This window comes from Pseudomonas marincola, assembly GCF_900682675.2.
Taxonomy (GTDB): Bacteria; Pseudomonadota; Gammaproteobacteria; order Pseudomonadales; family Pseudomonadaceae; genus Aquipseudomonas; species Aquipseudomonas marincola.
In genome coordinates this window covers 4,432,461-4,455,274 of sequence record NZ_LR215729.2, presented here as the reverse complement: position 1 = coordinate 4,455,274, position 22,814 = coordinate 4,432,461, and the positions used below count along the sequence as shown (strand labels likewise).

The window sequence follows — 22,814 nt, the reverse complement described above, 5'->3', positions numbered from 1 at the left end:
TTGCAGGCCGTTCGGCCTGCAATTGAATGTGCGGGTTATTATTTGACCTGCACCACGACTTTACCCACAGCCTGACGCTGGCCCAGCCGGTTGATGGCGTCGCCGGCTTTATCCAGTGGATAACTTTCCGAGACCAGTGGTTTGAGTTTGCCTTCTGCGTGCCACGCAAACAGTTGCTGGAAGTTCGCCGCGTTGTCTTGTGGTTGGCGTTGAGCGAATGAGCCCCAGAACACGCCAATCACGGCCGCGCCTTTGAGCAGCATGAGGTTGACCGGCAGTTCGGGGATGCGCCCGCTGGCAAAGCCGACCACCAGCAATCTACCGTTCCAGGCAATGCTGCGGGCGGCCAGATCGAACAAATCACCGCCAACCGGATCGTAAATTACATCCGCACCCAGGCCTCCAGTCAGGCGTTTTACTTCTTCCTTGAGGTTGGTCTCGGTGTAGTTGATCAGCTCGTCGGCGCCGGCGGCCTTGGCCACTTCCAGCTTCTCGGCACTGCTGGCAGCGGCGATTACCTTGGCGCCCATGGCCTTGCCGATTTCCACTGCCGCCAGACCCACGCCGCCCGATGCGCCGAGGACCAGCAAGGTTTCACCCGCCTGCAAGTTGGCGCGTTGCTTGAGTGCGTGCATTGAGGTGCCGTAAGTCATGCCGAAGGCTGCGGCACTGGCGAAGTCCATGCTTTTGGGGATTTGCATGACGTTGTAGCCAGGCACTGCAACCTGCTCGGCAAAGCTGCCCCAGCCGGTTAACGCCATTACCCGGTCACCGACTTTCAAGTGGCTGATCTTCTCGCCGACAGCACTGATAATCCCGGCTGCTTCGCCGCCCGGTGAAAATGGGAAAGGGGGCTTGAACTGGTACTTACCTTCGATGATCAAGGTGTCGGGAAAGTTAACCCCGGCGGCATGCACATCGAGGACGATCTCGTTCTTTTTCGCCTCGGGGCTGGCGATATCTTCCAGAACCAAGGTCTCGGCCGGGCCGAAGGCTTTGCACAGCAGGGCTTTCATCAGCAGTATTCCTTTTGGTGTTATGTCGCCCAGTCTAAAAGTCCTGAGGGGCGGGTCAACAAGCATGCTTGCGCCTGATACATGCGTATAAGCATTAGGCTTGGGGGATTGCCCGAGTCTATATATGCTAGTGCCCAGCAAGGCCATGCGGGCGCTGCTGGATCATGGGGGTTTTTGATGTTCAAAGCATTGTTGTTAGCCATGCTGGCAGCGCTGGTGTCGGTTCAGGCGATTGCCCAGGAGTCTGCCGAAGGCGAAGAGGGCAAGCCGACTGTGGCTTATGTGAGCTTGGTGCCTGCGCTTGTGGGTAATTTTGGCAGTGGCCCGAAACTCAAGTTTTACAAGGCAGATGTGTCGTTGCGGGTAACGGGCGCGGAAGCTCAGGCTAAGGTCGAGCACCACGAGCCGCTGATCCGCAATCAGTTGGTCATGCTGTTTTCCCAGCAAACCGAAGAAGGGTTAAGCGCGCCGGACGCCAAAGAGGCGTTGCGTCAGGAAGCCTTGAAGCAGGTACAGCAAGTGCTGGCGACTGAAGAAGGCGAGCCGCTGGTGGAAGACCTGTTGTTCAATAACCTGATACTGCAGCGCTAAGAGCACCACGGATTCAGGGTTGGCGCCACACGCACGTCTGGTTGCGGCCCTGATGCTTGGCTTGATACAGCGCCTTGTCGCTGCGCGCGATCAGATCATCCGGTAACTCGGTCTCGTTGGCCTGAACGCAGGCAATGCCAATGCTGACTGTCAGGCGCTCAAGCGGGCTGCCCGGATGCTCGAGTTGCAATTCTGCGAGTTTGTCGTGAATTCTTTCTGCCAGATGCCTGCCGCCTTCTGCCGGGGTGTTTGGCAGGATGATCGCAAACTCTTCGCCGCCATAACGGCAGGCGGTATCGCCTTCACGTTGCAGGCAACCCTTGAGCAGTTCTGCAATTCGGCGCAGGGCATCGTCGCCGGCCAAATGACCGAGTTGGTCGTTGTAGGCTTTGAAGTAGTCGATGTCGATCATCATCAGCGTCAGCGGTAAATGCTCGCGGCGTAGGCGCCGCCACTCGCCGCCCAACTGATTATCGAAATAGCGGCGGTTGAAGAGGCCAGTCAGGCCATCTAGTTGGCTGAGCGTTTGCAGCTGTTGCTCAAGCTTGAGGCGCTCGCTGTTGTCGCGAGAAACCCCGATCAGGTATTCATGGCCGCTGACATTGACCAGCTGTGCGCTGATCTCGGCGGCCTGAAAGCTACCATCGAAGCGGCGCATGTACTGTTGAAAAATACTTGAGTGCTCGCTGGTCTGGGCCTTGCGGACATTGGCGATCCACTGCGCATAGTCGCGAATAACCTGTTCGGGTTTGTCCTTGAACAGCTTGATGAAACCCTGCTCGCTGTAGCCGAGGGCGCTGTAGGTGGCGGGGTTCATGTACAGAATGTCGCGATTTTGCGGGTCGATAATAAACAGCCCGTCTTTGCTCGAGCCCGTCAGGTCCAGCACCAATTGCAGGCGTTCACTGCTGCTGCGCAGTACCTGCTCGACTTGTTCGCGTCGTGTGACCTCGGCGTTTAGGCGCTTGTTACCGGCTTTTAACTCACGCGCCCGGCGTCTATTACTAAGCGCCAGGCTCAGCGCGGCGGTGAACAGGGTGCTGATGGTCAGGCCTGCGACCAGCACGAAGGTCGGCAGGTTGCTGGAGAGTGTGGCAACCCACTGCGCACTGGGTCGCAGGCGAAGCGAGTAGTTTTGGTTGTTGATCAGGTGCAGGGGGATCTTCTGTTGCAGGCTGGCGACCGTAATGCCCTGCTCGCGGCTGTAGATGGGTTTGTCGAATTCTTCCAGATAGACGCTGAATTTATTCTTATCGATGTTCTTGAGCAGGTTATCCATCAGGTTTTCAACCCGGAATACGGCCTGCAAGAAACCGTCGAAGACCGGCTTTTGCTGCTCGTCCATGATCTGCAACGGGGTGTAAAGAACAAAGCCGCGGCCACCCTGAACCAATGCGAAGCTGTTGGAAAAGCGCGCCTTGCCAGTGCTTTTGGCTAACATTGCCAGCGGGTAGTTGGGATGATCAGGCGTCAGCACAAAGTTTATGGCGGCCTCGTTGCCGGCCAGCGGCAAGATCCAGCGCATGTGCAAGTCGGGGCCCAGCCATTGAATGGCTTGGTAGCCCTGGAAATTGTCGAGTGAAAACTGGTTGTCGAGCCGCCATTGTTGCTCGGGCAGGCGGCCAAGCTGGTTCCACAGGTTCGCTACCCTGAGCAGTCCTTGAGATTGATCGTGCAGGCCGTGTTCAAGCTGGCTGGCCAGATTAGTTGCCTCATAACGGACAACTTCGCGGATATGCTCCTGTTCGCTGGTCTGCATTTGGCGCCATAGCTTAACGCTGGCTATGCCCAACCCCAGAAACAGGGCTGCAATAGCAATGCGTGCTGGCCACGAGTGCCGATAATGCTGCGCCATAAAGTCCATCCGCTAAAACAGTCTGTGTAATAGCATATTGCCGCTATTGGCTCAACGCATTGTCAGTACGGCCAGCCACTGTTCTTCGCTAACGGGCATAACAGACAGACGACTGCCCTTTTTTACCAGTGCCAGTTCCTCGAGTGCGCTCTGAGTTTTCAAGCGCGACAATGCGATGACTCTGCTGAATACCTCGACGCACTGCACATCGACAGCGCTCCAGGGATTATTCTCCGCGGTCGCTTTGGGGTCGTAATAATGGCTTTCAGGATCGAGCGCAGTCGGGTCTGGATAAGCTTCGCGGCTTATCCGGCCGATTCCGGCGATACCCGGTTCCGGGCAGCTTGAATGATAAAAAAAGAACAGTTCGTCTGTTTGCATTTTGCGCAGGAAATTTCGTGCCTGATAATTGCGAACACCATCCCAGCGCGCTTCGCCGAGGCGCTGTAATGCAGACACTGAAAGCTCATCTGGCTCAGATTTCATTAGCCAATTGGGCATGAACTTTGCTCCGTTAATCAGGTCATTGACTCAGTAGGCCAGTCATCGGCCCGGGTTATGTGTGCAGTTCTAAATGCTGTTATGGCTTTGGCATGGAATGCCGACTGGTACCAGCAGTAATACTGTTAACCGATAACAATAATTGTCGCACGGTCCAACGTGCGCAGTATGCCTCGAAGGGGGAGGCATTCAATGAAACGTAAACCAGATATGTTGTGGGTTTTGGTCGTTCTTTTTACTTTGGGAATCGTCACCACCGGATACACGCAAAGCCTTTGGGACAAACAAAACGAAACTGTTTCTGTGAGTCGCACTGAATAAGCGCTAATCCGCGGACCAAGAAATTCACGCCGCAAGGAATGCGGCCTCGCAAGCAGTGGGTCAGGGAACTTGCGCCCTGGCTCCGGCGCTAAATGTCAGAACCAGCCCTTATTTGTCACCGTCGCATTCAGCGGCACGTCCCAGCTCGCCAACGCCAGTTGGTCGACTTGCTGGCAGGCGTGGGCGAGCCCTAGCAGCATGGGTTTGTTCGCGCTCTTGCGGCGCGCCTTGTAGGCCAGGCTGCGGTCGTAAAAGCCGCCACCCATGCCCAGCCTGCCGCCCTGATCATCGAAACCCACCAACGGCATCAACACCAGATCCAGCGCCCAGACCTTGCGCTGCAGGTGCAGGTTGCGGCGTGGTTCGAGTATGCGAAAGCGATTGGGTGTTAGTGCTTCGCCACGGCGTATGCGCTGGAACACCATTTTGGTGCGTGGCCATGCACTCAGAACTGGCAGATAGGTTGCCTTACCCTGACGCTGCGCCGCGCGCAGCAGCAGTTGCGGGTCTATTTCACCGTCGTTGGGTAAGTACAGGGCTATGTGTCGGGCGCGACGCCAGGCTGGGTTTTGCGCTAGCTGGCGGTAGAGGCCAAGGCTGGCCTGCCGTTGGGCGTGGCGGCCAAGTGCTCGTCGGGCTTGACGAAGCTGGCGACGCAGTTGCTGGCGGGAGAGGTTGTTCGATTCAAGCATGTTGATGCCTGGGCGCTGCTGCTGCGCAGTCAATCGAGGCAGCAGCAGAGAAAATTAGGACCCCCCGACGTGCCGCTGTCGGTGTAGCCCTTGAACCCGAAAGTTCAAGGTGGAGGTTGAAGGAGGCGTTAAGGCTTTCCGTCAGGCGGACATGCACACCGGCCCCGGCTTGCAACCCCCGGGGTTGTGCGTATCGGCTCAGGGACATGACCAACTGGCGCACACTTCAGGGAGCGGGGCCAGTATACCCGAATCAAATCAGTTTTTCAGGCCCCGCGATGTTCTTCGTCGGCAGCCAGCGCCTGATCGACCCGCTCTAGCAGCGTGCGCACGTGCTCTTTGGTCGAGCTCGATTGGTAGTCGAGGTTCTGCTGTTTGTGCAGCAATTCGTGGGTGATGTTGAGCGCAGCCATCACGGCGATGCGGTCGGCACCAATGACTTTGCCGCTGCTGCGGATCTCGCGCATCTTGCCGTCCAGATAGCGCGCGGCGCCTTCCAGATTGGCCCGTTCGTCGGCTGGGCAGGCGATGCAATATTCTTTATCGAGAATTTGTACGTTAACCGTATTTGATTGACTCATGTGTCTTGCTCCAAGGCTCTCAAGCGCGAAATCATGGATTCGACCTTGTGTCGGGCCAATTCGTTCTTTTCAATTAGATGAGCGCGTTCTTCACGCCACGCTTGCTCATGCGCCAGGAGCTGTCGGTTTTGCACTTTGAGCTGTTCAACCCGCTGGATCAGTAGCTCCAGCTTGGATGTCAGGGCTTGCAGGTTTGGATCTTCCATGTGGGCTCGCAAAGGCAAGTATTGACCGGACTATATAGGTCTGACTGGGCAAGCGGTCAAACCTCTACAACCAATTTTAGGCATGTAGCGCTGTGCATGTCGGCGTGCGTGGCAAAAATGTGCAGCGGTTTTGTTCAATTGTGCGCCTTGGCGGTTAAACCAGACACAGACCGATGGCCGCACCCGATAGTCTTCGCGCGCTTGCCGGTGCTAGGATACGGGACCTCCATTCTAGTGATTGCGCCGTCTGGCGCCTAGTTATCTATGCCAACTTCTAGTTCTCCGTACACCGCATTCGCCGCTTTGCTGACCAGCAACGGTTTTTCTGTCTCTCCCGCTGAGCTGCAAGGGCTGCTGCTGGGCCGTAGCTGTGCAGGCGCAGGCTTTGCCACAGACCCATGGCTGGTCGATGCTGCCGAGCTGCTCGGCGCGGCTCCTGAAGGTACTGTGCGCCAGGCACTGCTGGGTTTGCAGGAAATGGTCAAAACTGAGTTGACCGGCAGTGACGTCACTTTGGTGCTGCTGTTGCCGTCCGATGAGGCGCCGCTGAGCGAGCGTGCCGTGGCCTTGGGCCAGTGGTGTCAGGGTTTCCTTGGCGGCTTCGGGCTGACCGCTGGCGATGCGGCGCTGAGCGCCGAGGCCATGGAAGTTCTGCAAGACCTGTCGGCCATCGCTCAGGTGCAGAATGCGCTTGAAGAGTCCGAAGACGGCGAAAACGACTATATGGAAGTAATGGAATACCTGCGGGTTGCTCCATTGCTGCTGTTCAGCGAGTGCGCCAAGCCGGTTGCGCCGGTCGAAAAGCCGTCGCTGCACTGAAACGGCGGCGAGCATGGCCAAGCCTGACTTGGCCGTGTCTGGTTGAGGCTTGACGGGATGATGTTGGCGCAGCGGTTTTATCCACAGGCCATGCGCCCAACCTGCCGGGCCCCGTGCTACTTCTACTAACTTAATGGACCTGCTTGCCCATGACTCGAATCCCCAAGTCGGAATTTGCCCGTCGACGCAAAGCGTTGATGGATCAGATGGAACCCAACAGCATCGCAATTCTGCCTGCTGCGCCGGTTTACATCCGTAACCGTGACGTTGAGCATATCTACCGTCAGGACAGCGACTTTCAGTACTTGTCAGGATTCCCCGAGCCGGAAGCCGTAATTGCCCTGATTCCGGGCCGCGAGCATGGCGAATATGTCTTGTTCTGCCGCGAACGTGATCCCGAGCGTGAGCTGTGGGATGGCCTGCGTGCCGGGCAGGATGGTGCAATCAGCCAATACGGCGCTGATGACGCGTTTCCGATTGGCGATATCGACGACATTCTGCCGGGGCTGATCGAAGGCCGTGAGCGTGTGTACTACGCCATGGGCACCAATCAGGAATTCGATCGTCACCTGATGGAGTGGATCAATGTGATCCGCTCCAAAGCGCGTCAGGGGGCTCAGCCACCGAATGAGTTTGTCGCCCTCGACCATTTGCTGCATGACATGCGCCTTTACAAGAGCAGCAACGAGGTCAAGGTGATGCGTGAGGCCGCGGCTATCTCTTCGCGTGCACACGTTCGCGCCATGCAGGCGAGTCGCGCTGGCCTGTTCGAGTTTCACCTCGAAGCCGAACTGGACTATGAGTTCCGCAAGGGCGGGGCGAAGATGCCGGCCTACGGTTCCATCGTCGCGGCGGGCAAGAATGCCTGCATTCTGCATTACCACGAAAACGATGCGGCCCTTAAAGACGGTGATCTGGTACTGATTGATGCCGGTTGCGAAATCGACTGCTACGCCAGCGATATCACCCGAACGTTCCCAGTCAGCGGCACGTTTTCGCCCGAGCAAAAGGCTATTTACGAGTTGGTGCTGGCCTCGCAGGAAGCCGCCTTCCTTGAAATTGGCCCCGACAAGCACTGGAACCAGGCGCATGAAGCCACCGTGCAGGTGATTACTGCGGGTTTGGTCGAGCTGGGTATCCTTCAGGGTGACGTCGACGAATTGATCGCGACCGAAGCCTATAAGCCGTTTTACATGCACCGTGCCGGCCACTGGCTGGGGCTGGATGTACATGATGTTGGCGACTACAAAGTCGGCGGTGAATGGCGCGTGCTTGAGGTCGGCATGGCAATGACCGTTGAGCCGGGTATCTACATTGGGCTGGATAACCAGAACGTGGCCAAAAAGTGGCGCGGCATTGGTGTGCGCATTGAAGACGATGTGGTGGTGACGCGTGACGGGTGCGAAATCCTCACCAAGGATTGCCCGAAAACCGTCGCCGAGATCGAAGCGCTGATGGCGGCGGCTCGCGCCGAGGTGGCTTAACCTTATGTCACGGGTCGATATCGCAATCGTTGGCGGCGGTCTGGTTGGCGCCAGCTTGGCTCTGGCTCTGCAGGCCGAGGCCAGGGTGCGCGGCTGGACGATCTGCCTGATCGAGCCGTTTACCCCGGGTAGCGGTTATCAACCGAGTTATGACGCCCGCTCCACGGCGCTTTCCTACGGCACGCAGCAGATCTACCTGCGCCTCGGTTTGTGGCAGCAGATCAGCAAGCGTGCCGAGCCGATTAAACACATTCACGTCTCCGATCAGGGCCGTTTTGCAGCGGCGCGCCTGAGTGCTCAGGAAGAGGGCGTGCCGGCGCTTGGTTATGTGGTCGAAAACGCCTGGCTCGGCGAATGCCTGTGGCAGGCGATGGATCAGCAAGTGGTGACATGGCGCAGTCCGGCACAGGTCACGCGCATGCAAACGCTGGCCGATGGCTACCAACTGACACTGGACGACGGTTCAACCCTTGAGTGTGATCTAGCGGTATTGGCTGACGGCGGTCGTTCCGGTTTGCGTGAGCAGTTGGGCGTGACGGTGAAAACCACGCCTTATGGCCAGACCGCGCTGATTGCCAACATCAGCCCGCGCGAATCGCATTGCGGACAGGCGTTCGAGCGCTTCACCGAAGAAGGCCCGATGGCCATGCTGCCGCTCGCCGACAAGCGTTGCGCGCTGGTCTGGACCCGCTCTGCTGCCGATGCCGAGCGCTTGCTTGACGCATCGGACGCCGCGTTTCTCAGCGAATTGCAGCTTGCCTTTGGCTATCGGCTGGGCGCGCTGGAGAAGGTCGGCGAACGTCATCTTTACCCGTTGTCGCTGGTTGAGGCGCAGGAACAGGTTCGCGCAAATCTGGTGGTGCTGGGCAATGCCGCGCACAGCCTGCATCCGATTGCGGGGCAGGGCTATAACCTGTCGCTGCGCGATACCATGGCGCTGGCCGATACGCTCATCGCAAGCACGGAACCACTGGGCGCGCTGGCAACCTTGCAGGCTTATTTGCGCAAGCAACGGCTTGATCAGCAACTGACCGTGGGCTTTTCTGATCAGGTCACGCGGCTGTTCAGCAACAGCCAGCCCTTGCAAGCCACAGGTCGCAACCTCGGGTTGCTAGGACTGGATTTATTGCCGCCGGCCAAGCGTTGGTTTGCCCGCCAGGCTATGGGCATCGGCACGCGTGGCGACTAGTGAGTGAACGAATGAGCAGCAAGAAAATGGCCCGTAAGGCGCGCTTACTGCGCTGGGCGATGAATTTTTATCCGCCGTATCTGGGCGCTGGCGTGCGCGTGCGGCACATCAGCGACAACTTCCAACAGGCCCGCGTGAAGATGGGCCTTGGCTGGTATAACCGCAATTATGTCGGTACCCAGTTTGGCGGCAGCCTGTATTCGATGACCGACCCGTTCTTCATGTTGCTGGTAATGGAGAACTTGGGCCGCGATTACATTGTCTGGGACAAGGCCGCCAATATTGATTTCATCGCACCGGGCAAAGGCCCGGTGTATGCCGATTTCAGCATTGATAACCACCTGCTTGACGATATTCGTGCGCGCACCGCTGATGGCAGTAAATACCTGCCGCAGTTGCAGGTCGAGGTGCGCGATGCTCAGGGCACGCTGGTCGCCCGCGTTCACAAGACACTCTACGTGCGGCTCAAGCAGCGCGTTCAGCAAGCGGCTTAAGGAATACACATGCAAGCTGATCTGATTATCGTCGGCGCCGGAATGGTAGGCAGTGCATTGGCATTGGCGCTGCGAGACAGTGGTCTGGAAATTCTTCTGGTCGATGGGGGAGACCTCAGCGTCAAACCTTTCGCGCCCGACAGCGCCTTTGAGCCGCGGGTGAGCGCGTTGTCTGTGGCCAGTCAGCGGATTCTTGAACGCCTTGATGTATGGCCCGCAATTGCTGCACGGCGCAGCAGTGCCTACCGCGATATGCAGGTCTGGGATGGTTCCGGTACCGGCAATATTCATTTCAGTGCGGCCAGCGTGCATGCCGAAACGCTGGGGCATATTGTCGAAAATCGGGTGGTGCAGGATGCGCTGCTTGAAGGATTGCTTGAGAGCAATATTGGTCTGCTCGCTAACTCGCGACTGGCGCAAATGCGCCGCTCGGGTGACGACTGGCTGCTGACACTTGAAGACGGCCGCGAATTGCGGGCTCCGCTGTTGATCGCTGCCGATGGCGCCAACTCGACGGTGCGTCGCTTTGCCGGTTGTGCAACGCGTGAGTGGGATTACCTGCATCACGCTATCGTCACCAGCGTGCGCTGTTCCCAGCCGCATCAGGCGACGGCATGGCAGCGTTTTACCGATGACGGTCCGCTGGCTTTTCTGCCCCTGCATGCACCGGCTGACTCGCCGATGGCGGGGGAAAACTGGTGTTCGATTGTCTGGTCAACCACGCCGGTTGAAGCCGAGCGGTTGATGGCGCTCGATGATGCCCAGTTCTGTGTCGAGTTGGGCAAGGCCTTCGAGCATCGCCTTGGCACGGTAGAGCATGCCGATCGGCGCATGTGTATCCCGCTGCGCCAGCGCCACGCCAAACGCTATATCGAGCCCGGTCTGGCGCTGGTCGGCGATGCCGCGCACAGCATTCATCCGCTGGCGGGTCAGGGCGTCAATCTGGGTTTTCTCGATGCAGCGGTATTGGCGCAAGTGCTGTTGCGCGCTCATGAGCGCGGCGAGTCGCTGGCCGATGAGCGTGTATTAAGCCGCTACGAGCGTCGGCGCATGCCGCACAATCTGGCCATGATGGCGGCGATGGAAGGCTTTCAGCGCTTGTTTCAGGCCGACCCGTTGCCCGTGCGCTGGTTGCGCAACAGCGGTTTGAAGTGGGTCGATGATTTGCCTGAAGCCAAGGCATTGTTCGTCCGTCAGGCGTTGGGTCTGGTCGGGGATTTGCCCGATTTAGCGCGGCCCTGAGCGTCGCTGACAGGAAGTAATCCGCTGTTACACTTGCCAAATGTGGGTTTGTTGAGAATCTAGATGCAAGTAACTATCATTTGTGCCTGGCTTTATCACGACCTTAATAAAGAGGCAGGATTTCATGCAGCTTAACAAGCAACTGTTCGCCGCACTTTCACTCACAGCCTTTGCCGGAGCCGCCCAGGCAGCCGATGAGGTCGTGGTCTACTCCGCGCGTATCGACGAGCTGATTAAGCCTGTTTTTGATGCCTACACCGCCAAGACCGGTGTGCCAGTCAAGTTCATCACCGACAAAGAAGCGCCACTGTTGGCGCGCCTCCAGGCCGAGGGCGAGAATACTCCCGCCGACATGTTGATCACTGTCGACGCCGGTAACCTCTGGCAGGCCGAGCAGCAGGGCGTTCTGAAGCCACTGAAGTCATCCGTAATCGATGCCAACATCCCGGCTCAGTATCGCTCCAGCACAGGTAGCTGGACCGGTCTTTCACTGCGCGCGCGGACTATCTTCTACTCGACCGAGCGGGTTGATCCTAAAGAGTTGTCGACCTACGAAGCTCTGGCCGACAAGAACTGGGAAGGCCGTCTGTGCCTGCGTACCAGCAAGAAGGTTTATAACCAGTCGCTGACAGCCACGCTGATCGAGACTCACGGCGCGGAAAAAACCGAAGAAATCATCAAGGGTTGGGTCAACAATCTGGCCACCGACGTATTTGCCGATGACACGGCTTTGCTGCAGGCCATCGACGCCGGGCAGTGTGATGTCGGCATCACCAACACCTATTACTACGGCCGTCTGCACAAAGACAACCCGAACTTCAAGGTCAAGCCGTTCTGGCCAAATCAGGCTGATCGCGGCGTTCACGTTAACCTTGCCGGCGCTGGCGTAACGCTTAACGCACCGCATCCTGAAGCTGCACAGAAGCTGCTGGAGTGGATGACTGGTGAAGAAGCGCAGGGCCTGTTCGCCGGCCTCAATCAGGAATATCCGGCCAACCCGAAGATTGAACCGTCTGCTGAAGTTCAGGCATGGGGCACCTTCAAGGCTGACTCGATTCCAGTTGAAGTAGCGGGCAAGCGCCAGGCTGAAGCAATCATGTTGATGGATCGCGCTGGCTGGAACTAAAACGCAGCGCTTAACGGTTATACTCGACGCCCCGACTTTGTTCGGGGTTTCGTGTTTTTGTTCTGAGGATATTGCGTGTCTCATCCTGCCCAGCGTCGCTGGTATCCGCTGGCCTTTGCCGTTGCAGCATTGGTACTTCTGCCGTTAAGCGTAATGCTGTTGAGTTGGGGCGAGATTGACCGCGAGATCTGGTCGCACCTGTGGCAAACCAAAATGCCCCGGCTGATCGGCAACACCATCACCTTGGTGTTGGGAGTGGGTGTTGGCGTGACCCTGATCGGCGTGAGCCTGGCCTGGCTTACGAGCCTGTGCGAGTTCCCCGGACGGCGCTGGCTGGACTGGGCGCTGATGCTGCCATTCGCCATTCCTGCCTATGTGCTGGCCTTTGTTTTCGTCGGCTTGCTGGATTTTTCCGGGCCGCTGCAAACCCTGCTGCGCGAATGGTTTGGCAGTGGCCTGAGAATGCCCCGGGTGCGCTCAACCGGCGGCGTGATTATCGTGCTGGTGCTGGTGTTCTATCCCTACGTTTATCTTCTCGCGCGCAATGCGTTTCTGGCCCAGGGCAAGGGCTTGATGGAAGCCGCGCGGGTGCTTGGACAAAGTCCCTGGCAAGCGTTCTGGCGAGTGGCTTTGCCAATGGCGCGTCCTGCCATCGGCGCGGGGCTGGCGCTGGCCATCATGGAGACGCTGGCGGACTTTGGCGCGGTGTCGGTGTTCAACTTCGATACGTTCACCACGGCCATTTACAAGACTTGGTATGGCTTCTACAGCCTGACCAGCGCCACCCAGCTGGCCAGCGTGCTGCTGTTAGCGGTGATGCTGGTGCTGTATGGCGAGCGGCGTGCCCGTGGAGCGGTCCGCCCGAGCAATGAACGGCAGCGGGGCACTGCGCTGTATCACCTTAAGGGCGGCAAAGCATTCGCTGCCAGCGCCTGGTGTGGCCTGGTCTTTACCTGCGCGTTTGTTGTGCCGATGTTGCAGTTGCTAAGTTGGTTCTGGCAGCGCGGACGCTTCGATCTCGACGAGCGTTACACCGCGCTGATCCTGCATACCCTGTACCTTGGCTCGATAGCGGCTGTGCTCACCGTGTGTGTTGCCCTGATGCTGGCCTTTGCCCGGCGCATGACGCCCACGCGACTGATGAATTCGACCGTCGGTTTGGCCAATCTCGGCTATGCATTGCCGGGTTCAATGCTGGCGGTGGCGATCATGCTGGCGTTCAGTTATCTGGATCGTGAAATGGTGATCCCGCTGTCCAACTGGCTGGGCGGCTCCGGCAAGCCTATTCTGCTTGGCAGCCTTGGCGCCTTGCTGCTGGCGTATCTGATTCGCTTCATGGCTGTGGCATACGGCCCGTTGGAGAACAGCCTGGCACGGATTCGCCCTTCACTCCCGGAAGCCTCGCGCAGCCTCGGTGTCGGCGGCGTTGGGCTGTTTTTTCGGGTGTACCTGCCCCTGCTGGTGCCCGGTGCACTGTCGGCCGCCTTGCTGGTATTTGTCGATGTGCTCAAGGAAATGCCAGCTACGCTGCTGATGCGCCCGTTTGGCTGGGACACGCTCTCAGTCAGGGTCTTCGAAATGACCAGCGAGGGCGAGTGGGCACGGGCTGCATTGCCGGCGCTGACACTGGTGCTGGTCGGCCTGCTACCGGTGGTCGGTTTAATCCGTAAATCGGCGCGACGATACGGCCAATAGACTCAGCTTAGAGTGAACGATTGTGCATCTCCACAAAGGTCGAGATGACCCGCCTCGACCTTGCGGCTACAATGCGCGCCATTCGCTGTGGCCTGCCATTTTCATCCGGCCGTTGAAGCGTGCCGTGCAGCCTTATTTTTAGCTGCATAAGCCTTCAGTACTTAGCCACAGCTTTGCCAAGCCCGGAAGGAGACACCCATGGGACAGCGCACAGTTTTGTACGATTTGCATTTGGCACTGGGTGCCAAGATGGTTGATTTCGGCGGTTGGGACATGCCGTTACACTATGGCTCGCAAGTTGATGAGCACCATGAAGTGCGACGCGATTGTGGTGTGTTTGATGTATCGCACATGACCATCATCGACATCGCCGGCGAGCAGGCCGAAGCGTTTTTGCGCTATGTGCTGGCCAATGATGTCGCCCGGCTTGAAGGTGTCGGCAAGGCCCTCTACAGCGCCATGCTCAACGATCAGGGCGGCATCCTTGATGACCTGATCGTCTACCGCACCGCGAGCGGTTACCGGCTGGTGGTGAACGCTTCTACCGGGGTCAAGGATCTCGCGTGGTTGCGTGAACATGGCAGCCGCTTTGCGGTTGAAATCACGCCCCGCTACGACCTGGCCATGTTGGCTATTCAAGGCCCGCAAGCGCGCGCCCGCTGTTCAGAGTTGGTGAATCAGGCGCGTGCGGCAATCATTCTCGCGCTCAAGCCTTACAGCTTCGTGAGTGAAGGCGAGTGGTTTATTGCCCGTACCGGCTACACCGGTGAAGACGGCCTTGAGGTGATTCTGCCGGCAGAGCAGGCGGTGCCTTTACTCAACGACCTGATCGGCGCCGGTATCGCGGTCATCGGGCTTGGCGCGCGGGACACCTTGCGCCTGGAAGCCGGGATGAACCTGTACGGTCAGGACATGGATGACAGCGTCTCGCCGCTTGAAGCCAACATGGCCTGGACCATTGCCTGGGAGCCGGAGGAGCGCGACTTTATCGGCCGCACGGCCTTGCAGCAGCAACGTACCCAGGGCCTCGACAGCAAACTGGTCGGTCTGGTGCTGGAGGAACGCGGCGTACTGCGGGCGCATCAGGTGGTGAGAGTGGCCGAGGTCGGTGAAGGCGAAATTACCAGTGGCAGCTTCTCGCCAACGTTGGGCAAGTCGATTGCACTGGCGCGAGTACCGCTGGCCACCAGTGAGCGCGCAGAAGTTGAAATTCGCGGCAAATGGTATCCGGTTCGCGTTGTAGCGCCGAAGTTCGTCCGAAATGGCAAACCGCTGATTTAACCGTTATACCTTGTGTAAGCTCAGCCTCAGGTAACACGTGGTCGAGCAATTTTTGGCATGCCAGGGAGCTGGCGCGGCCTGACTGTGGTAGCGTTTCAAGCAATCTTCTTTCGGTATGGCCAAGGCCTGCTAAATTTTCCAGACGGCCCGGTCGCCGTCACGTCTTACGAGGAACGACACATGAGCAACATTCCCGCCGATCTGCGTTACGCCGCCAGCCATGAATGGGCTCGCCTTGAAGCTGATGGCAGCGTCACTGTAGGTATTTCTGATCATGCTCAGGAAGCTTTGGGCGATGTGGTATTCATCGAGCTGCCAGAAGTGGGTAAGGCACTGTCTGCTGGTCAGGAAGCGGGTGTGGTTGAGTCGGTAAAAGCCGCCTCGGACATCTACGCACCGGTTGGCGGCGAAGTGATCGCCATCAACGAAGCGCTGGCAGACAGCCCGGAAAGCGTTAACAGCGATCCATACGGCAGCTGGTTCTTCAAGCTCAAGCCGGCGGACGCCAGCGAGCTGGACAAGTTGATGGACGCCGCCGCGTACGAAACCGCTGCGCAAGAGTAATCGTTAAAAATAAAACCCCGGCACTTTGCGGTGCCGGGGTTTTATTTTGTCTGCAGCAAACAGCGTGACAGCTTGTGCGTTCAGGCCTGCGCGGCTTCAACCCGCAATATCACGCCGTCCTGCCCGATCACTCTGACCTTGCTGCCGCTGGGCATGTCGGGGCCGCTGACCAGCCACATCGAACCGCCTGCCTTGATCTTGCCGCGCCCGCTGCTGATGGGCTCGAACAACTCAAACTCCTTACCCAACAATTCACTGCCGCGCATATTCAAGCCGGGCTGATCCGACGGTTTGGCAGCGGTGCGCTGGCGCTTCCACCAAAGCACAGCGCTCAGGATCGACAACACGGCAAACAGAATAAACTGCAGAGCCCACGGGGTTTGCGGCAGGAGAAAGGTGATCAGGCCAACGCCTGCGGCGGCGATTCCGACCCAGAGCAGGTAACCGCCGGCGCCGAAAACTTCAAAAATCAGCAGTACCGTGCCCAGCGCAAGCCAATCCCAAAACGTTAACTGGTGTAAAAAACTCAACATCATTAAGCCTGCTTGTCGCCGAAGGTTGCTTTGACAATTTCGCCGATTCCGCCCACCGAGCCGATGATCTGGCTGGCTTCCAATGGCATCAGAATTACCTTGCTGTTGTCGGCGCTGGCCAGTTGGCCGAGTGCGTCGACATACTTCTGTGCGACAAAATAGTTAATCGCCTGGACGTTACCGCTGGCGATGGCTTCCGAGACCAGACGGGTTGCTTCGGCTTCGGCGGCGGCTGCACGCTCACGCGCTTCTGCTTGCAGAAAAGCGGCCTGACGTTCGCCTTCAGCTTCGAGGATTTGCCCCTGTTTCTTGCCTTCAGCGGTGAGAATAGCGGCTGATCGCGAACCTTCGGCTTCCAGAATCTGCGCACGCTTGAGGCGCTCGGCTTTCATCTGGCTGGCCATCGCGTTAACCAGATCGGCGGGTGGAGTAATGTCCTTGATTTCGATGCGGGTGATCTTGATTCCCCACGGCGCGGTTGCTTCATCCACGGTACGCAGCAGGCGCTCGTTGATTGCATCGCGTTGGCTGAGCATGGCATCGAGTTCGAGCGAGCCGAGCACGGTGCGGATATTGGTCATCACTAAATTGCGGATAGCATGCTCAAGGTTGTTCACCTCGTAGGCCGCTTGCGCCGCATTGATCACCTGTGAAAAGCACACGGCGTCGATCTGCACGATGGCGTTGTCGGCGCTGATGACTTCTTGCGGCGGGATATCCAGCACGGTTTCCATCACGCTGAGCTTGTGGCCGATACGGTCGACCAGCGGCACGATGATATTGAGGCCCGGTTTCAGCGTGTTGGTGTAGCGGCCGAAACGCTCAACCGTCCATTGCGAGCCTTGTGGCACCACCTTGAAGCCCATAAACAGAATGGCGACCGCGAGGACGACAAACAGAATGATGACACTGCCGATTTCCATGTGGATGTTCCTTGTTGATCAGTGCTGACGGGGCGCATCTAAACACAGCTGGAATAAAGCGGGCGTTAGCAACCTCGCGATTTCTCTCATGCGCGGCGGCAGATTGCTACTAAGTGCGCATTTGTGCCAAAAATTGCGCACTCACCACCTCAGTTATTTGTGCTCGCTCTGTGGCGTGACCCTTAAAACCTCGGTAATGGTTGTCAGTCCTGCGGCAACCTTTTGCGCACCGGATAAGCGTAGGCTGCGCATCCCTTCCTTGAACGCCTGACGGCGCAGGGCAACCAGATCGGTGTCTGCCGACAACATGGACTTGATGCCGTCGTTGAGCAACATGATTTCATACACCCCGGCGCGGCCTCGGTAACCCGTGTCGCGGCACTCAAGACAGCCAACGGCAGTGTGCGCACCAGTTGGTAGCGGCGCGCTCCACGGTTTGGTCAGGTTCTGCCAGTCTTCTTCGGCGAGTTCGACCGGCGCCTTGCAGTGCGGGCAAAGCGTACGCACCAGACGCTGAGCCATTACCCCGAGCAGTGTGGCCCGGAGCAGGTAATGCGGTACGCCCAGTTCGAGCAGGCGGGTGATGGCGCTTGGCGCATCGTTGGTGTGAAGCGTCGAGAGTACGAGGTGGCCTGTGAGCGCCGCCTGGATTGCCATTTCGGCGGTTTCCAGATCGCGAATCTCGCCGACCATGATGATGTCCGGATCCTGACGCATCAGGGCGCGCACGCCGCTGGCAAAGTTGAGGTCGATATTGTGCTGCACCTGCATCTGGTTGAAGCTCGTCTCGATCATTTCGATCGGGTCTTCAATGGTGCAGACGTTGACCTCTTCGGTCGCCAGTTGCTTGAGCGTGGTGTACAGGGTGGTGGTCTTGCCGGAACCCGTGGGGCCAGTCACCAGAATGATGCCGTTAGGCTGGCTGGTCATGCTCTCCCAGCGGCGCAGGTCGTCTTGCGAGAAGCCCAGTTGATCGAAGCTTTTAAGCAGCACCTCTGGGTCAAAAATACGCATGACCATTTTCTCGCCGAACGCGGTCGGCAAGGTTGAAAGGCGCAGTTCGACTTCGCCGCCTTCTGGGGTTTTGGTCTTGACCCGGCCATCTTGCGGGCGGCGTTTCTCGGCGACGTTCATCCGTCCCAGGCTCTTCAGGCGGCTGACCACGGCCATGGTGACCTGCGGCGGGAACTGGTAAACGGTGTGCAGCACGCCATCGATACGAAAACGCACGCTGCCGCGTTCACGACGCGGTTCGATGTGGATATCACTGGCGCGCTGCTGGAAGGCGTACTGAAACAGCCAGTCAACAATATTGACGATATGCGCGTCGTTGGCGTCCGGCTCCTGATCCTGATTGCCCAGATTGAGCAACTGCTCGAAGTTGCCCATGCCGCTGACTTTCATGTCTTGAGCGGTGGCGCCAGTGACTGACTTGGCCAGGCGATAAAACTCGACGGTGTAGCGCTGAATATCGCTCGGGTTGGCGACAACGCGCTTGATCGGCCGTTTGAGTACGTGGGTCAGGTTGGCTTCCCAACTGCTTACCAGCGGTTGCGCGCTGGCAATTGTGACCAGATCGGAGGTGGCCGATACCGCGAGAATCTTGTGCCGTTGGGCAAACGCGTAAGACATCAACGGCGTTACCGAAGCAACATCGATCTTCAGCGGATCGATGCGCAAGTAAGGTTGGTTGACGTGCTCGGCCAGCCAGACAGTGAGGGTTTCCAGGTCGAGCATCTTGCCGGGATGTTTGCCATCGGCAACTTGCTGGGCGGCCAGAAACTCCAGCGGATGCTGGTGGTTGTGGGTGGCGCTGCGGCGTATGGCCAGGCACTTTTCGGCGTCGTCCTGATCGATTCGACCCTGGCTGACCAGGTCGCGCAAAAGGTCGCCGAGGTCCAGTACCCGATCCTGGGTGGGGGTGGATAATGCCGACATGGGACTCCCTGCAGAAATTACGATGGCTCAAAGCGTGAGGCCAAGTATGCAGATTGTCTGCCTGCCCGGTCTAATTTTGTAGATTAGTCGAGCTATGTGCAGCTAACACAGCGGTTTTACTCGCAGCCGCGGGGGCTGCGGTAAAGGCCGCCGGCAGAAAACCGGCGGCGGGCAGGGGTTATTTAACCAGTTGGCGCCATGGCTTCAGGCTATTGAGTGCGATCGCCTGCGTTTGACGATCAGTCAGAACTTCCTCGCTGATCGGGCTGGCGGCCAGTGCATAAAACTTGATCAGCTCACCGTACAGGCGGTCGACTTCGGCTACGTCGAGCACCCCTCGCGCCAGTTTCAGCCAAGCCAGCAAACGCTCGATACGCGGCATTTGCTCGGCCAGATCTTCCGGCTGCTGCTGGTAGCGCTTGAGTTGCAGGGCCTGGCCTTCTTCGGCAAGCAGGGTTGGCAGCCAGTTGCCCAGAGGCGCTGCGCCCTGACGATTACCCCGGTTGTTGCGTGTGGCCGTCCAGCTGCGAGCCAGTAACCAACGGGACAGGTTCAGCGAAAACAGGCCCCAGCGGGTTTGCTTAAGCTCTTCTGCGAACATTTCAGGGGCCGCTTTACGCACCGCTTCATCGTCCTGACCGGCCTGCAGGCGTGGGCGCCAGTCATTGAGCATGGCATCGAGCAGTTGGCGCAGTTCGCTGCTGCTGGCGCGCGGAGCCGCTTGGCCAAGGCTGCCGAGCAGAGCGCGCAAGTAAACCAGTTGTTCAAACCAGTCATTGAGCAAACGCCAGTGACCGTTGAAACGGTATTGCTCAGCCAAGCGCTGGCTGCTGCCCAGCAGGTGCCAGGCCAGTGCAGTGAAGGCATCGTCGAGGCTTTGCTCGGCGTTCAGTTCCGGCGCCGGCAGGCTCAGGGAATAGCTGTCGGCATCAAACAGGCGATAACCGCGCTCGGCTTTGCTGATATCGCACGGCATCAAAGGCAGGTCGGCTGCCAGTTCGGCGGCGAGTTCCAGCAGCGCTTCGGGTTCACCCTGGCGCAACTCAAGCTCCAGCTCGCAGATTTCTTCCTGCTGCTTGCCGGCAATCACTTTACCGAGGTCGAGTGCGGCCTCGATAACCACTTTGCTCTTACCACGGCCCCAGGCGATATCGGCGCGTTGGCGGGTGAAGTCGGTGGTGAAGATCGGCTTGAGCTGCTTTTTGTCGAGCTCGGCCAAGGCTTGCGGCCAGCAGGTGTCATCGAGTTTCTTGAGGTCGAGTTTGGCTTTATCCAGATGCCAGTCCCACTCATTACGCTCGGATAAACCCGCTACACTTTGACCTCGGGTTTTAAGCGTCTGAATGAAAGCATCGCCATCACGGCGTAAACGCAAAGCGACTTTCGCCTGAGCCAGGTCACGATCAGGCGTGTCGAAGTACTGGTTTAATAGCTCGCGAGGCTCCCAACCGCTCTTGTTGCGCTTTTTCAGCAACGGATGATCTTGCAGAGCAATAAGGGTTTCGCGGCTAACCCGCAGCTTGATTTCAGTTTCTTTGACCATGATGGTGTTTTTTTGCGCCTACTATGAATTTGTGACAGGCCGATGACCGTGCTGGCGAGCTGCCGGACTGATCCGTATACTTGCCGCCTTCTTAAATCAGGGGTCCACCCTATGCCAATCAATCCGTTTGTAAGCCTGTTCGGTCGTTCACCCATCGGACCGATGCAGCAACACATCGCCAAAGCCCACGAGTGCGCGGCGAACCTTGTGCCCTTCTTTGAAGCCGTTATGGCAGAAGACTGGGCCAAAGTTGAACAGGTACAACAGGACATGGCTCGGCTCGAAAATGAAGCCGACAAACTCAAGAAAAGCGTGCGTCTGCACCTTCCAAAGAATTTGTTTTTGCCAGTGCCCCGTTCGGACTTGCTTGAACTGCTCAGTGTACAGGACAAAATCGCCAACCGTGCCAAGGACATTGCCGGCCTGATGCTCGGCCGCAGCATGACCATCCCGGCGTCCCTGCAGCCTGAGATGCTTGCCTTCGTGCGCCGCTGTGTTGAAGCCAGCGCGCAAGCCCTGAAAGCCATGAAAGAACTCGACTCGCTGCTCGAAGCCGGCTTTGGCGGCCGCGAAGCTATGCTGGTTGAGTCCATGGTCATGGAGCTTGAAGAAATTGAGCGTGACACCGACGTGATGCAGATTTCGATCCGTCGTGCGCTGTTTAAACTGGAAAAGGACCTTCCTGCAGTCGACGTGATGTTCCTCTACAAGGTCATCGAGTGGCTGGGTGATGTAGCTGACCGCGCAGAGCGTGTCGGTAACCGACTGGAGCAGCTGCTGGCGCGCTAAGCGCCAGTGTTCTTTCTGGATTAACGGAATTATTTTATGTCTCTGATTGCGGATTACGGCATCGTACTCCTGGTTCTTGCCTGTATTTTCGGCTTCTTCATGGCCTGGGGCGTCGGCGCGAACGACGTTGCCAACGCGATGGGTACCTCCGTTGGCTCGAGGGCTCTGACCATCAAGCAGGCGATTTTCATCGCCATGATCTTTGAGTTCACCGGCGCCTATCTGGCCGGTGGTCAGGTCACAGAAACCATCAAAAGCGGCATTGTCGACGCGTCGATGATCAGTCCCGGGCTGATGGTGCTGGGCATGATGTCGGCGCTGCTTGCGGCGGGCACCTGGCTGCTGATTGCATCGACCAAGGGCTGGCCGGTTTCGACCACTCACTCGATTGTGGGTGCGGTCATCGGTTTCGCCGCGGTGGGTGTGTCCTTTGATGCCGTGCACTGGTCCGGTGTTGGCCCGATTGTCGCCAGCTGGGTGGTTTCGCCGGTGCTGTCCGGACTGGTCGCGTTCGGTGTGTTCATGAGCGTGCAGAAGTTGATCATCGACACCGATAATCCTTTTGCCAACGCCAAGCGCTTCGTGCCGCTGTACATGTTTGCCACCGGCTTCATGGTGTCGATCATGACCATGACCAAAGGCCTCAAGCACATCGGTCTGGACCTCTCGGCGTTTCAGGGTTTCCTGGTTTCGCTGGGCGTGGGCACTGGTGTCATGGTGCTGGGCATCATTTTGCTCAGCCGTATCAAGATCGACGTTGAAGCGGACAAGTCGTTCCACTTCGCCAGCGTGGAAAAAGTTTTTGCCGTGCTGATGATCTTCACCGCCTGCTCCATGGCGTTCGCCCACGGTTCCAACGACGTTGCCAACGCCGTCGGCCCGCTGGCGGCCATCGTTGGGGTAATCAATTCCGGTGGCGAAATGGTCGGCGCCAAAGCCGCTCTGCCAAGCTGGGTATTGCTCCTGGGTGCGGTCGGTATCGTTATCGGTCTGGCCACTTACGGCTACAAGGTAATCGCCACCATCGGTAAGGAAATCACTGAACTGACGCCGAGCCGTGGCTTCGCTGCCGAGCTGGCAACGGCGACCACCGTTGTGGGCGCCTCGGCTATCGGCTTGCCAGTATCGACAACTCACACGCTGGTGGGCGCCGTTCTTGGCGTTGGCATCGCGCGCGGTATCGGTGCGCTGAACCTGGGCGTGATCGGCAAAATCTTCATGTCCTGGCTGATTACTTTGCCTGTGGGCGCAGCACTGTCGATTTTCTTCTTCTTCATCTTGCGCGCTATTTTCGGCTCGGTTTGATGTTGCCAACGACAGCCGCGCAATGCGGCTGTCGTTAATCCCACGGTTCCATCTTCTCCCGCATTGCCTCTATGATGGGGCCAATGGCCTGCGATAGTTTTCCAGGCCGCCTGCGTGGAGACTGCT

At 58.2% G+C, this 22,814-nt stretch carries 23 protein-coding genes and 1 other RNA gene; 13 read left to right on the top strand and 11 right to left on the bottom strand.

What is annotated here, in order from left to right:
• Positions 1-38 precede the first annotated feature (38 nt).
• Complete coding sequence (locus PMYSY11_RS20380) at positions 39-1,016, bottom strand: NADPH:quinone oxidoreductase family protein (protein ID WP_150547866.1); 978 nt, start codon at positions 1,014-1,016, stop codon at positions 39-41.
• A gap of 177 nt (positions 1,017-1,193) precedes the next feature.
• On the opposite strand from PMYSY11_RS20380, the gene PMYSY11_RS20375 reads away from it, so the two are divergent.
• Positions 1,194-1,607, top strand: coding sequence for a flagellar basal body-associated protein FliL (locus tag PMYSY11_RS20375; RefSeq protein WP_069898449.1), 414 nt, complete (start codon positions 1,194-1,196; stop codon positions 1,605-1,607).
• Positions 1,608-1,620: 13 nt separating this feature from the next.
• On the opposite strand, the gene PMYSY11_RS20370 is transcribed toward PMYSY11_RS20375, so the two are convergent.
• Entirely contained in the window at positions 1,621-3,462 is a 1,842-nt protein-coding gene (locus PMYSY11_RS20370; protein ID WP_150547865.1) for a sensor domain-containing diguanylate cyclase, read from the bottom strand.
• Between the two features lie 51 nt (positions 3,463-3,513).
• Positions 3,514-3,963: an EVE domain-containing protein gene (locus tag PMYSY11_RS20365; RefSeq protein ID WP_069898448.1), complete on the bottom strand. Its 450-nt coding sequence runs from the start codon at positions 3,961-3,963 to the stop codon at positions 3,514-3,516.
• A 192-nt stretch (positions 3,964-4,155) separates the two neighbouring features.
• Here PMYSY11_RS20365 and PMYSY11_RS22005 point away from each other — a divergent pair, with 192 nt between their 5' ends.
• Positions 4,156-4,284, top strand: a complete 129-nt coding sequence (locus tag PMYSY11_RS22005; RefSeq protein ID WP_256547012.1) for a hypothetical protein — start codon at positions 4,156-4,158, stop codon at positions 4,282-4,284.
• A 95-nt stretch (positions 4,285-4,379) separates the two neighbouring features.
• Here PMYSY11_RS22005 and PMYSY11_RS20360 read toward each other — a convergent pair whose 3' ends face one another.
• The 4 genes from PMYSY11_RS20360 to PMYSY11_RS20345 all read right to left on the bottom strand — a co-directional run bounded on the left by PMYSY11_RS20360 (position 4,380) and on the right by PMYSY11_RS20345 (position 5,763).
• The gene (locus PMYSY11_RS20360; RefSeq protein WP_150547864.1) at positions 4,380-4,976 is read right to left on the bottom strand and encodes a 5-formyltetrahydrofolate cyclo-ligase; all 597 of its coding nucleotides are present in this window, start codon (positions 4,974-4,976) and stop codon (positions 4,380-4,382) included.
• 57 nt (positions 4,977-5,033) lie between these two features.
• Positions 5,034-5,212, bottom strand: a non-coding RNA gene (ssrS, locus tag PMYSY11_RS20355) — 6S RNA.
• A gap of 30 nt (positions 5,213-5,242) precedes the next feature.
• A complete protein-coding gene (locus tag PMYSY11_RS20350) occupies positions 5,243-5,557 on the bottom strand; it encodes a cell division protein ZapA (protein WP_069898446.1) in 315 nt (104 codons plus the stop codon).
• Positions 5,554-5,763: a TIGR02449 family protein gene (locus tag PMYSY11_RS20345; protein WP_069898445.1), complete on the bottom strand. Its 210-nt coding sequence runs from the start codon at positions 5,761-5,763 to the stop codon at positions 5,554-5,556. Before PMYSY11_RS20345 ends, PMYSY11_RS20350 begins: the two co-directional genes overlap by 4 nt.
• 264 nt (positions 5,764-6,027) lie before the next feature.
• Between PMYSY11_RS20345 and PMYSY11_RS20340 the strand changes: the two genes are divergently transcribed.
• From PMYSY11_RS20340 to gcvH, 9 genes are all read left to right on the top strand, one after another.
• Entirely contained in the window at positions 6,028-6,582 is a 555-nt protein-coding gene (locus tag PMYSY11_RS20340) for a YecA/YgfB family protein (protein WP_150547863.1), read from the top strand.
• 149 nt (positions 6,583-6,731) lie between these two features.
• On the top strand, positions 6,732-8,066 hold the full coding sequence (gene pepP, locus PMYSY11_RS20335; RefSeq protein ID WP_150547862.1) for a Xaa-Pro aminopeptidase: 1,335 nt from the start codon (positions 6,732-6,734) through the stop codon (positions 8,064-8,066).
• Between the two features lie 4 nt (positions 8,067-8,070).
• Positions 8,071-9,255, top strand: coding sequence for a 2-octaprenyl-6-methoxyphenyl hydroxylase (gene ubiH / locus PMYSY11_RS20330; RefSeq protein ID WP_150547861.1), 1,185 nt, complete (start codon positions 8,071-8,073; stop codon positions 9,253-9,255).
• 11 nt (positions 9,256-9,266) lie between these two features.
• Positions 9,267-9,749 carry a DUF4442 domain-containing protein gene (locus PMYSY11_RS20325; RefSeq protein ID WP_069898441.1) on the top strand — a complete coding sequence of 161 codons (483 nt, stop codon included), beginning with the start codon at positions 9,267-9,269 and terminating at the stop codon, positions 9,747-9,749.
• 9 nt (positions 9,750-9,758) lie between these two features.
• Positions 9,759-10,991, top strand: coding sequence for a 2-octaprenyl-3-methyl-6-methoxy-1,4-benzoquinol hydroxylase (locus tag PMYSY11_RS20320; protein ID WP_172970643.1), 1,233 nt, complete (start codon positions 9,759-9,761; stop codon positions 10,989-10,991).
• 124 nt (positions 10,992-11,115) lie between these two features.
• Entirely contained in the window at positions 11,116-12,117 is a 1,002-nt protein-coding gene (locus tag PMYSY11_RS20315) for an extracellular solute-binding protein (RefSeq protein WP_090510080.1), read from the top strand.
• Positions 12,118-12,192: 75 nt separating this feature from the next.
• Positions 12,193-13,812, top strand: a complete 1,620-nt coding sequence (locus PMYSY11_RS20310; protein ID WP_150547859.1) for an ABC transporter permease — start codon at positions 12,193-12,195, stop codon at positions 13,810-13,812.
• Positions 13,813-14,010: 198 nt separating this feature from the next.
• Entirely contained in the window at positions 14,011-15,093 is a 1,083-nt protein-coding gene (gene gcvT / locus PMYSY11_RS20305; RefSeq protein WP_150547858.1) for a glycine cleavage system aminomethyltransferase GcvT, read from the top strand.
• 180 nt (positions 15,094-15,273) lie between these two features.
• Positions 15,274-15,657 (top strand): glycine cleavage system protein GcvH, encoded by a 384-nt coding sequence (gcvH, locus tag PMYSY11_RS20300; protein ID WP_069898436.1) that lies wholly within the window; start codon positions 15,274-15,276, stop codon positions 15,655-15,657.
• An 80-nt stretch (positions 15,658-15,737) separates the two neighbouring features.
• Here gcvH and PMYSY11_RS20295 read toward each other — a convergent pair whose 3' ends face one another.
• The 4 genes from PMYSY11_RS20295 to PMYSY11_RS20280 form a co-directional block, all read right to left on the bottom strand.
• Entirely contained in the window at positions 15,738-16,190 is a 453-nt protein-coding gene (locus PMYSY11_RS20295) for an NfeD family protein (RefSeq protein WP_090510366.1), read from the bottom strand.
• A gap of 2 nt (positions 16,191-16,192) precedes the next feature.
• On the bottom strand, positions 16,193-17,113 hold the full coding sequence (locus PMYSY11_RS20290; RefSeq protein ID WP_150547857.1) for an SPFH domain-containing protein: 921 nt from the start codon (positions 17,111-17,113) through the stop codon (positions 16,193-16,195).
• Between the two features lie 153 nt (positions 17,114-17,266).
• Positions 17,267-19,051 carry a type IV pilus assembly ATPase TfpB gene (tfpB, locus tag PMYSY11_RS20285; protein ID WP_069898434.1) on the bottom strand — a complete coding sequence of 595 codons (1,785 nt, stop codon included), beginning with the start codon at positions 19,049-19,051 and terminating at the stop codon, positions 17,267-17,269.
• 178 nt (positions 19,052-19,229) lie between these two features.
• Positions 19,230-20,594: a CYTH domain-containing protein gene (locus PMYSY11_RS20280; protein WP_150547856.1), complete on the bottom strand. Its 1,365-nt coding sequence runs from the start codon at positions 20,592-20,594 to the stop codon at positions 19,230-19,232.
• A 111-nt stretch (positions 20,595-20,705) separates the two neighbouring features.
• Between PMYSY11_RS20280 and PMYSY11_RS20275 the strand changes: the two genes are divergently transcribed.
• Both PMYSY11_RS20275 and PMYSY11_RS20270 read left to right on the top strand, forming a co-directional pair.
• A complete protein-coding gene (locus tag PMYSY11_RS20275; protein WP_150547855.1) occupies positions 20,706-21,383 on the top strand; it encodes a TIGR00153 family protein in 678 nt (225 codons plus the stop codon).
• A gap of 36 nt (positions 21,384-21,419) precedes the next feature.
• A complete protein-coding gene (locus PMYSY11_RS20270) occupies positions 21,420-22,688 on the top strand; it encodes an inorganic phosphate transporter (protein WP_090510094.1) in 1,269 nt (422 codons plus the stop codon).
• The last annotated feature ends 126 nt before the right edge of the window (positions 22,689-22,814 follow it).

Coding starts and splice junctions, on each gene's coding strand:
- PMYSY11_RS20380 (WP_150547866.1), bottom strand. CDS start 1,016: ATGAAAGCCCTGCTGTGCAAAGCCTTCGGCCCGGCCGAGACCTTGGTT.
- PMYSY11_RS20375 (WP_069898449.1), top strand. CDS start 1,194: ATGTTCAAAGCATTGTTGTTAGCCATGCTGGCAGCGCTGGTGTCGGTT.
- PMYSY11_RS20370 (WP_150547865.1), bottom strand. CDS start 3,462: ATGGCGCAGCATTATCGGCACTCGTGGCCAGCACGCATTGCTATTGCA.
- PMYSY11_RS20365 (WP_069898448.1), bottom strand. CDS start 3,963: ATGCCCAATTGGCTAATGAAATCTGAGCCAGATGAGCTTTCAGTGTCT.
- PMYSY11_RS22005 (WP_256547012.1), top strand. CDS start 4,156: ATGAAACGTAAACCAGATATGTTGTGGGTTTTGGTCGTTCTTTTTACT.
- PMYSY11_RS20360 (WP_150547864.1), bottom strand. CDS start 4,976: ATGCTTGAATCGAACAACCTCTCCCGCCAGCAACTGCGTCGCCAGCTT.
- PMYSY11_RS20350 (WP_069898446.1), bottom strand. CDS start 5,557: ATGAGTCAATCAAATACGGTTAACGTACAAATTCTCGATAAAGAATAT.
- PMYSY11_RS20345 (WP_069898445.1), bottom strand. CDS start 5,763: ATGGAAGATCCAAACCTGCAAGCCCTGACATCCAAGCTGGAGCTACTG.
- PMYSY11_RS20340 (WP_150547863.1), top strand. CDS start 6,028: ATGCCAACTTCTAGTTCTCCGTACACCGCATTCGCCGCTTTGCTGACC.
- pepP (WP_150547862.1), top strand. CDS start 6,732: ATGACTCGAATCCCCAAGTCGGAATTTGCCCGTCGACGCAAAGCGTTG.
- ubiH (WP_150547861.1), top strand. CDS start 8,071: ATGTCACGGGTCGATATCGCAATCGTTGGCGGCGGTCTGGTTGGCGCC.
- PMYSY11_RS20325 (WP_069898441.1), top strand. CDS start 9,267: ATGAGCAGCAAGAAAATGGCCCGTAAGGCGCGCTTACTGCGCTGGGCG.
- PMYSY11_RS20320 (WP_172970643.1), top strand. CDS start 9,759: ATGCAAGCTGATCTGATTATCGTCGGCGCCGGAATGGTAGGCAGTGCA.
- PMYSY11_RS20315 (WP_090510080.1), top strand. CDS start 11,116: ATGCAGCTTAACAAGCAACTGTTCGCCGCACTTTCACTCACAGCCTTT.
- gcvT (WP_150547858.1), top strand. CDS start 14,011: ATGGGACAGCGCACAGTTTTGTACGATTTGCATTTGGCACTGGGTGCC.
- gcvH (WP_069898436.1), top strand. CDS start 15,274: ATGAGCAACATTCCCGCCGATCTGCGTTACGCCGCCAGCCATGAATGG.
- PMYSY11_RS20295 (WP_090510366.1), bottom strand. CDS start 16,190: ATGTTGAGTTTTTTACACCAGTTAACGTTTTGGGATTGGCTTGCGCTG.
- PMYSY11_RS20290 (WP_150547857.1), bottom strand. CDS start 17,113: ATGGAAATCGGCAGTGTCATCATTCTGTTTGTCGTCCTCGCGGTCGCC.
- tfpB (WP_069898434.1), bottom strand. CDS start 19,051: ATGTCGGCATTATCCACCCCCACCCAGGATCGGGTACTGGACCTCGGC.
- PMYSY11_RS20280 (WP_150547856.1), bottom strand. CDS start 20,594: ATGGTCAAAGAAACTGAAATCAAGCTGCGGGTTAGCCGCGAAACCCTT.
- PMYSY11_RS20275 (WP_150547855.1), top strand. CDS start 20,706: ATGCCAATCAATCCGTTTGTAAGCCTGTTCGGTCGTTCACCCATCGGA.
- PMYSY11_RS20270 (WP_090510094.1), top strand. CDS start 21,420: ATGTCTCTGATTGCGGATTACGGCATCGTACTCCTGGTTCTTGCCTGT.